Origin of the sequence: Pseudoalteromonas sp. SWN29, from assembly GCF_015864465.1 — a bacterium.
GTDB lineage: Bacteria > Pseudomonadota > Gammaproteobacteria > Enterobacterales > Alteromonadaceae > Pseudoalteromonas.
In genome coordinates, this window is the sequence record NZ_JADYXE010000082.1 from 1 (window position 1) to 7817 (window position 7817).

6 protein-coding genes are annotated in these 7817 nt (G+C 38.2%); all 6 read left to right on the forward strand.

The window, feature by feature from the left end; translation table 11 throughout:
• Positions 1-64 precede the first annotated feature (64 nt).
• Positions 65-424: a hypothetical protein gene (locus I6F53_RS19495; protein WP_197240853.1), complete on the forward strand. Its 360-nt coding sequence runs from the start codon at positions 65-67 to the stop codon at positions 422-424.
• Positions 425-439: 15 nt separating this feature from the next.
• Positions 440-1414, forward strand: a complete 975-nt coding sequence (locus I6F53_RS19500; RefSeq protein ID WP_231616650.1) for a helix-turn-helix transcriptional regulator — start codon at positions 440-442, stop codon at positions 1412-1414.
• Between the two features lie 75 nt (positions 1415-1489).
• Positions 1490-2578 (forward strand): cell division protein FtsZ, encoded by a 1089-nt coding sequence (locus tag I6F53_RS19505; protein ID WP_197240854.1) that lies wholly within the window; start codon positions 1490-1492, stop codon positions 2576-2578.
• A 335-nt stretch (positions 2579-2913) separates the two neighbouring features.
• Positions 2914-3159, forward strand: coding sequence for a YfhL family 4Fe-4S dicluster ferredoxin (locus tag I6F53_RS19510; protein WP_197240855.1), 246 nt, complete (start codon positions 2914-2916; stop codon positions 3157-3159).
• A 217-nt stretch (positions 3160-3376) separates the two neighbouring features.
• Positions 3377-4090 (forward strand): metallophosphoesterase, encoded by a 714-nt coding sequence (locus tag I6F53_RS19515; protein WP_197240856.1) that lies wholly within the window; start codon positions 3377-3379, stop codon positions 4088-4090.
• 575 nt (positions 4091-4665) lie between these two features.
• Complete coding sequence (locus I6F53_RS19520) at positions 4666-7593, forward strand: TonB-dependent receptor (RefSeq protein WP_197240857.1); 2928 nt, start codon at positions 4666-4668, stop codon at positions 7591-7593.
• The last annotated feature ends 224 nt before the right edge of the window (positions 7594-7817 follow it).

Consider the following 7817-nt stretch of genomic DNA (forward strand, 5'->3'; position numbering starts at 1 on the left):
GCGCTGTGGAGTTAAATCCAGAGCAACACAAAGAAGCTGCTTAACAATTTAGGCGACAACTGTCTTGAAAAACGCCGTAATTAGTCGTAAATCAAAAAGAATAAGGCATGTTATTGAAGTTAAGCGATCAATTAGTCAAAAGGAGTTGTTGAAAGAGGCAAAGAGAATTTATGTATTAGCAGATGCCGAACATGGATCTAAGCGATTGCAAACAGGTTATATCGTTAGTGTTAGGCGCCTCAAAGAAACTCTCAAAAGTACAAAAGCGAGTGATTTAATAGATAAAAGGTTAGATTACCTTAGTACACAGTTAGAAGGTAAAGCAAACGTGAGTGTTAGATATAGCTTGTTAGAAGATGCACAACCATATGGGTTTAATGACGACGAAAAGTTGTTAATTAGTGTCTTTAGCATAAGTGTTTAATAAATAGATTTGGCTATGCAAGTTTTACGATATGAGGCTATCTTAAATTGTATACCTGTTAGACCTTTTCGTACGTCAGCCATTGAACTGAAAGCTAAGCTATTAGAGCAAGGCTTTCAAGTAACAACCCGCATGCTCCAACGCGATCTCCAATCACTCTACGACCAAGGTTGTTTTGGCCTTGAAAAAGATACGCGGAGTAAGCCGTATGGCTGGTCTATCAATGCTCAGTGGCGAGGTGGTAACGCAAAAGTTATGAGCAGTGAAGTCGCTGAGCATTATTTGCTGTTAGAGCAGTTATTACCGCAATCTGTCCCGAGTGATGTTAAGCAGTCTGTGCATATTAAAGTAGAGCAAGCGCTTAAACGTTTTAATGGCTATGTGCCTAATTGGCTTGCAACCCTGCCAAAATCTTCGTTAAAAGTGAATATTGATACTCAGTTAGTTGCGCAAATTGAGCATGCGATTAACCATAGGCGTGCAGTGAGCGCTGAGCTTTATAGAGTGCTGTACGATGAGGCACATTGGCTTAAGTTTGCTGAATTGAGTTTTTATAATTTAGTTGAGCAAGGCGGCGTTTTAATGGCGCAGTTTATGGTGGGGGAGCTTCACGATAAGTGCTATCAGATGCCGGTTTACCGCATCCGCAATGTACACATCTTGCAAAAAACACGACGTGAGCCAAGCGCTGAGCAATTAAAGTCGCTGCGTAGTGCGATTAATAAAGGCATGTCGCAAGAAGCGATTGAGTTAGTTGTGAAAGTGCCTAGCCATTCGGCGGTTAATCAAGGATTTATTGAACTTGGCGAGCTGACTGACAAGCAACATATTGACGATAAAAATGTATTACTAACCTATCAAACTACTGATACCGAGCAATTGACTGATGAGCTATTTAAATGTGCTCATTGGCTTGAAGTTATTAAACCTGAAAAGCTGCGGCAAAGAATTGTTAGCAAGCTTAAAGAGGCTACTACAAACTATCTCTAATTAATTTAAATGTTTAGGTGCGTCAAAATTTGACGCATCTGTTTGCTATGCTCCTTTTAAAGTTAAGGAGTAGTTATGTTTCAATTAATTCAACAAAATGATGGTTTATCGATTGGTGTATTTGGTATTGGTGGGTGTGGCTGTAATACGCTAAACAGTATTTTTGAACAACGTGAATCTGAACAGGCGCATTTGTACAGTGTTAATACCGACAAAGTGGTGCTTGAGCATACGCAAAGTGATGAAGCTGTGCTTATAGGTGCTGAGTTAACTCATGGGTATGGCGCAGGAGCCGACCCTAAAGTTGGGCTGCAAGCGGCAGAAGAGAGCAAAGAGCAGCTTTTAACACTCATTAATGGCTGCGATATAATACTCTGTGCAACAGGGTTGGGTGGTGGTACTGGGACTGGCGCTAGCCCGTATATTGCAGAGCTTGCTAGTGAGCAAGGTAAACCCATTATATTTGTTGCTACATTGCCATTTAGCAGTGAAGGGCAGTTTAGGAGTAATATAGCGCAAGCAGGTTTAAATGAACTTAAAGAACATGCTAATGCTGTTATTACTCTCCCAAACGATCAACTCATTGAAGTGCTAGGTAACGATATTGGCTTATTTGATGCGTTTAAATACTCAAACCAAATACTCCACTCACTCATAAAATCATTAATCGATATGCTGTGCTTTCAAGGCTTAATAAACGTTGATTTAAACGATTTTGCCAAAATTATGGATTGCCAGGGCGATGCGGTACTGGGTGTTGGTAAATGCGATGAAGAAAGTGAACTCACTACTGCGCTTGATGCGGCGTTAAACAACCCGCTAGTTAATCAAGTTGATATGTCGTCAAGTACGGGGGTGATAATACAAGTAAACTGCAAAGATGAAATTTCTTTAGGAAGTTATAATTTAATTACAGATACTGTGCGCCAGCAGGTAAGCCCAAATGCGTTGGTTATTTGTGGTGTTTCAAAAATTGAAAACTTAGCAACCAATTATGAGCTACTGGTTATTGCTACGGGCGCGAGTTCAAAAATGATACTTGATGACACTACAGGTCAGTCAAGCTCTAAAGTAGTCGCCACTAAGCCAAAGGCATCTGATATTTTTGATATCCCCGCTTTTATAAGAAATCAATCTGCACCACCTAGTAAAAGCACTTTATAGGGTTTGCAAGCAAAGACCGCGGTATATAGCTATGTGTAAACGCTACCACAGGACGATTTAGATAAAAATTTATTAGCTTTGTTATAACCTATACAAATAAAGGCCTCTCTGTTTCTTTATTGATTGAGATCAACAAAGCAACAGAGAAGAATAGGCATAATTCGCGGCTGTAATTTACACCTAAAAATAAAATGGTGTGTTACGAATGTGTGCTACGATTTAATGAAAAATAAAGGTTTTTTATTGAACTGGGCTTGTATTAAAAGTAGTCAAAAAACATTTGTTTTAACTCTATATTTATGTTTTATAATGATTTTAATTGGAAAGGCTAAAAAGTGGCTTTACTCATAAATAGTAAATGCATTAACTGCGACATGTGCGATCCTGAATGCCCTAATGAGGCTATTTATATGGGGGCTAAAATATATCAAATTGATGCTAGTAAATGTACTGAATGTGTGGGGCATTATGAGAAACCTACTTGCGTAAGTGTTTGCCCTATTGACTGTATAAAGCCTGATCCTAATAAGCGTGAAAGCTTAGATGAACTGGCTGATAAATATGTGCTGTTAACTAGCTAATAGCTTGCCTAGGTATTAGCTAGTTAACTTCTTACTATAAGCTAAAAATATTACTCAACAAAGCTCAATTAGCTTGTAGCTAAAGTTGGCTGTTATGTATTTCAATTTCAACCAAACCTTATTACCTCATTAATTATCAATTATATTGTGTTACCTTAAGGCTTTATAAACTCAAGTATTAATCTAAGTTTTAGATTGCATTCTATAGGAGTCTATTTTGAATATAGGTATTAACGCTATTCAGGCTGTATCTTCAAAACAAGCCGTATTCATAAATGATAAGTGCCGAGTATTTGTAATTGGCGATCTTGATGGTGATTTACCAGCGTTAAAAAGTGCACTTAATAACGTAAATTTTAACCCCGAGAGAGATACTTTGTTTTGCTTAGGCGATTTTGTTGATCGCGGGGATAAAACATATGATTTATTTACGTACTTACACGAAATTAAGGCATGTTTGATATTAGGTAATCATGAGCATTTAATGTTGGAGTCGTTACTAAGTAATGATGCTGCCGCTTTTAAATTATGGACGGACAATGGTGGCAGTTGGCACAAGTCGATATCGAGTGAAAAGCTCGATGTTATGTGTGATGAGTTACTAACAAAGCCGCTTTCGATAGTACTTGAATATCGCGGCTATAAAATTGGGTTGTCTCATACATTTCCGCAATCGTGGGATTGGGAGAATTACCCTGATGATAAATCGATGATTGTGCAATCTTTATTGTGGGATCGCGAAGTAGTTAAACAAAATAAGGTAGTTAAAAGTTATGGAGTCGACTTTTCAATACATGGACATAACTCAACTAAAGCACCTTTCTGGGTTGGCAATAGTTACCATATAGATACAAATTATTTAGGAGGGAAGCCTACATTGCTTGAGCTTCCAGACGTTATTACTACGCTTGAAAAGTCATCAACTCTTTAAAGTCTTCAACTTTTTAAATATCATCCGGCAGCTTTGTTTTTAAAATGTAAGCTGCTAACTACCACACCTAATAATACCCCTTTGTTTTTACACTCTTATGATTTGCGCACTGTAATTACGTTACTAAGCTTTACAAAGCGCTTTGAAAACCGGCACTGGTGCATCCGCTTTTTGTTATTTTTATAAAAAAGTGACCGCAGGAGAGTTTGTATTCGGGCAAACTGAGTATGATTATAGTAGCGGCATTACTATTTTTTGCTTTTAAGCAAATATTTTATAGGCAGTGTAGATGCGATCATAGGAAGGGAAGCTAAGATCAGCTACAACAAATTAAGTCATTACACTCTTTTTTCGTCCGATTAGATATTGTATATGTAGGGTTTTAACTTTCATTTGATGAGTATTTATACTATTAAATGAGACATTTATTTAATTTAATATTGTTGGTTAACAAACGGTTAAGTTTGGCTGTGTAAAATTGGCTGCAATTTTTGCCATTACGTAAATAACTTGCGTAAAAGGACTAACTTCTCGCTTTAGCTTTACGAGCAGATTTAAATGGAACAGCCTCTCACATGATAGCAACAAGTATAAACTCTTTTCCTTTTTCAAAATTGTGTAAGTCGTCACTTTATGTATCAATTTTTTCTGCTTTGGGTTCTACGTACGCTTTTGCTGCGCAAGAAAATGAAAACTCGCGGCATACAAAAGATATAGAAGTAATAGAAGTACGTGGTATCCGTTCAAGCATGGCCGAAAACTTAGATGTAAAACGTATGTCTGGCTCTGTGGTTGATGCAATTACCGCTAAAGATATTGGAAAATTCCCTGATAAAAATGTAGCAGACTCTCTTCAGCGTGTACCCGGTGTGGTAATTGAGCGTGATGGTGGGGAAGGTTCGTCAGTCAGTATTCGTGGTTTATCATCAGAACTTACTTTTACACAGCTTAATGGTAATTTTATTGCGTCTTCCCCGGGTGAGCCTTCGCGTTCATTTGACTATGCTTTGTTACCGTCTTCGATGATTGAAAGTGTAGAGGTTTATAAATCGCCAGAGGCACGCTTAGATGAAGGTGGGGTTGGTGGTACTGTATTAATGCATAGCCGAAAACCTTTGAGTATGGATGCAAACTCAGGTGTATTTAATATAGAGAGTACTTACGCTGATGTTACAAAAGAGTACGAACCGCAGTTTACGGGTTTATATTCATGGAAAAACGACGATGAAAACTTTGGTGTATTAGTTGGCTATACCTATCAGGAAAGAACAAACAGAACACTTTCGAGCGGAACTGATGCAAATGTATGGCGCTATACGGGCGGTGGACAACCTTCAGATATAAATGGCAACGCCGTTGATAACAATAATGGTTGGGATGCTATTAATGATGCAAACGGTAATAGTTACAATGGCGTTTGGTTTCCACAAGTTGTGCGAGGTTCAGTTCTTAACGAAAAACGTGAGCGCGAAGGAATTCAATTTAGTACGCAATGGCGACCAACAAATCGTTTAGAACTTGGATTTAATTACTTTGGCTTTACGCTCGGGCAAGACAGAACAGAATCTGTGATTGATATACCAGAGTGGTCTTTAAATTCTGATTTTTTAACTGATGTAAATCTTGATGAGTCGGGCACTATTGTCACAGGTATGCAATACGATGCGATGGCAAGCGGTATTGAAAAAGATATGCAGTTTCCGTGGATGCGCGGCAGTTATGTACGTGAAGAATCTACTTCAGATACCTTTGATTTTAATTTAACTTATGAAGGCGATAATTTTAAAGCGCGTTTTGTTGTGGGTAATACAAAATCAGAAGGAGGGCCAGAAGAAAGCTGGGAGGCTGCATATAAAAGTTCAAACGCCGGCGAAAACGCCTCTACTCTACAAAATGCAGCTCAAACGGCAGGCTGGTCACTGAACCAAAATAATGTATCACTTAATATCGACCCTAATACATTAACTAACTTACAAAATGGTATTGGAGGCGGTCGTGATGCGGGTTCTTCAAACTCAAGTTTTGTACGCAGTGAGTTAGAAGAAGATTATTACCAAGCTGATGTGGATTTTTATGTTGATTGGGGCTTTTTAAAAACAATTAGAACCGGTGTCAAATACCGTAACTCCATGCTTCATCGTGAAACTGGCAATACCTTCTTTTTAGATCCTAATTTTGATATAGCTGCAGGGGAAGCAAGCGAGCAAGGTATTACGCGTTTTGATAGCTACCAGTGGAATGGTGGAATGCCTTTGGCTCAAAATGTATTTACGAGTGAGAGTAATATTGCAGGTGGTTTTGATATAAACCAAATGCCAAGTATCGATTGGGATAAATACCGCGATATGGTCACTGCTAACTATGTTCCTTATACACGTATTGAAGATAACTTTGTTTACGACATTGAAGAAAAAATATCTGCTTTTTATATTCAAGGCGATTTTGAGTTTAGTGAAGTAAGAGGTAATTTGGGCGTACGCGTAGTACAAACTAAAACATTTACTTCATCTACCGACTTATATACCTACCAATTAGATCACACAAATGACGCAACAGGTGAGCCAGTAACGGGTGACGCACGTTTTGTAGAAGACTATCAGTTAGTCACTCAGCAAAACAAAGATACTCAAATACTACCCAGCTTTAATATAGCGTGGGATGCAACTGACGATTTAGTTATACGTGGGGCAATAGCAAAAGTAATGTCTCGTCCTGATTACAGCGATTTAGGTGCGCAGCAACGTATTACATTTGTATCAGATGAATGGGCCGATGATAGAGCTGCATTTAATGAATTGCCTGGTTTTAGCGGTAGTGGCGGTAATAAAAACTTGAAACCATTTGAATCAGTTCAAGCAGATTTATCTATTGAGTATTATTACAGCGAGGGTTCTGCTATTGGATTGGCGCTTTTTCATAAAAAAGTAGATAACTTTGTTGTGCCACTGGTAATAGATGTAGAGCAAAGTTTTGCCGGTAAAAATAACATAGTGGATGCCGGTATTATTAATATAGCCCCGTACAGCACTGTAGGTAATGGTACCGATGCGGTATCTAAAGGCGCGGAAGTATTTATCCAGCATGCTTTTGATAATGGTTTTGGCTTTTACGCAAACTACACCTATAACAAAACTAACAAAGCAGATGTAACTGTAAATGGTGAAGAGTTTGGTCAGTCGGCATTAATAGGTAGTGCAAAGTATCAGTACAACACTTCTGTTTATTATGAAGGTGACGCTTTTAATGTGCGCGCTTCTTATAACAAACGAGGGGAGACAGTATTAGGCCTTAATAGTGGTTTAAATGTATATCAAGATCCGTACGAGCAAGTTGACGTTAATGCATCGGTTAATTTGTATGAAGGGCTAAGCTTAACAGCTGCTGTTATTAATTTAACTAAGTCGGAATCGGTAACGCGTTTAGGTGATGATACCGATGCACGATTACTTAACTCGAGCTATTCGGGTCGGCGCTATTACGCAGGCTTTAATTACAGCTTTTAATTAACGACATACGCAATATTTTATCAAAAGCCAACTGACTAACTTTAGTTGGCTTAACCTAACAGAGCCAAATAATATAATTTTATGTATGCACATAGTTTTGTCGCTCATACATTGGTTGTTTTATAGGCAGAAAAAGCCTCGCAACCCTTTATTTGTATAGCTTTCATACTAAATTCATTTAATTGTCAAAAAGCTGAAATAAAACATTGACCCCCGCTCGA